The sequence below is a fragment of the Mesorhizobium sp. A556 genome (assembly GCF_054489545.1).
Genome location: NZ_JBTMXA010000054.1, coordinates 1 through 1448, shown reverse-complemented (window position 1 = coordinate 1448; position 1448 = coordinate 1). Strand labels below are relative to the sequence as shown.

Below are 1448 nucleotides of genomic sequence, written 5' to 3'. Positions count from 1 at the left end.
GCGTGGCCGAGTTGCTTTTGCACATAGCGCTCGTCGACTTCGGCCGAGGAGGCGAGGCCAGCCCGCAGAGAATGCCCGGAGAATTTTTGCGCCCGCTCGCCTTCGGACAGGTCGCCGCGCACGCCGGCGGCAAGCGCTGCCCGCTTGACCAGGCGCGCGACTTCCTGTGCGTTGAGCCGGTCGGGGCCGACTTTTCTGCCCTGGCCGGTGACGCGACGAAACACCGGGCCGTGGCCGATTTTTGCGAATTTCAGCCAAGTGTCCAGCGCCACCACCGGGCAGGTGGCGTCGGCGGAGCCACGGCCGACCTCGACCTCGCGCCATCCGGTTTTGCCCCGCAAGGTGACCAGAATGCCTTTGTCCAAAACTTCGACCCAACCGCCGCCGTCCTCGGTCTGATCGCGCAAACAATCCAGGGCGACGATTTCGGAGCGGCGTAGACCGCCGGCAAAGCCGAGCAGAAGCATGGCGCGGTCCCTGAGGCCGCGCAAAGTCCCCCGGTCGAGGGTTTCGAGCATGGCGATGAGGTCTTCGGGCAGGATCGCTTCCTTCTGCCGGGGCGGGGCGGCGTGGCTGTTGCGAATGCCGGCCATGACGGTGGCGATATGGCGGTCCTTGCGATCCAGCTTCTGGCCGCGCTGCGCATAATTCCAGCTCAGCGCCGACAGCCGCCGCTCGATCGTCGACACCGTTTTTTTATTTTTATCCCCTGTTCCCGCGGCGCCGCCGGAGGCCTGTGCGGTAATGTAAAGCCCGACAGTCTGCGGATCGGGCGGCAACACCTCGAGATTCTGCCGCCGGCACCAGGCGCAAAAATGCTTCCAGTCGGCGGCATAGGCGCGCCGCGTATTGACGGAGCTCGCCGCCTCGACATAGGAGCGGGCGCGATCGGCCAGGGTTTCCAGATGCGCCGGCAGGCCAAACGTTGGCTGCGAGCCGAACGTCGGCCCCGGGCCAGACGACGGCTCCGGCTCAGACATCGGCCCCAAATCGCGCGTTGGTTCTGAACCAGACGTCGGTTGCGAACCGGGCGCCGGCTGCGGAGCAGTGGAGTGGTCGGTATTGCCGACGGAAAGCCAACGGTGAGCCTGCGAACGCTTTTCGAGTGACGAACGGTGAGCATCCGGTGCGCCTTCGGCCGTATCGGAAGGTCCGGCGGACTTTTCGAAGGACTGCGAACGCCCCACGGGCTGGGGGCCATCGCGGAGGGCTTCGTCGTTTTGCGGTGTGTGCGGCGCCTGGCCCATGGCGCGCACGACCTCGACGATGTCGGGCAGCTCGCTGTCGAGACAGTCGTCGGCCGCTGGCTGGGCGGCGCCAGGATCGATGCCGGCCGCCGGGCTGTGGGCCGCAGCAGAGCGCTGCCGGGCATGATTTTCGGGGGTTTGATCGACGTTTCGGGCCATTGGCGCAGGCTAGGGCATAACGAACGATAAGGCAACATTATC

Annotated in this window: 1 protein-coding gene; it reads right to left on the bottom strand. The window is 66.2% G+C overall.

Annotated elements, in window-relative coordinates; all coding sequences use genetic code 11:
* On the bottom strand, positions 1–1406 hold a 1406-nt coding region (locus ACX3P0_RS25235; protein ID WP_459092962.1), incomplete at its 3' end, for a site-specific integrase.
* Positions 1407–1448 lie beyond the last annotated feature (42 nt).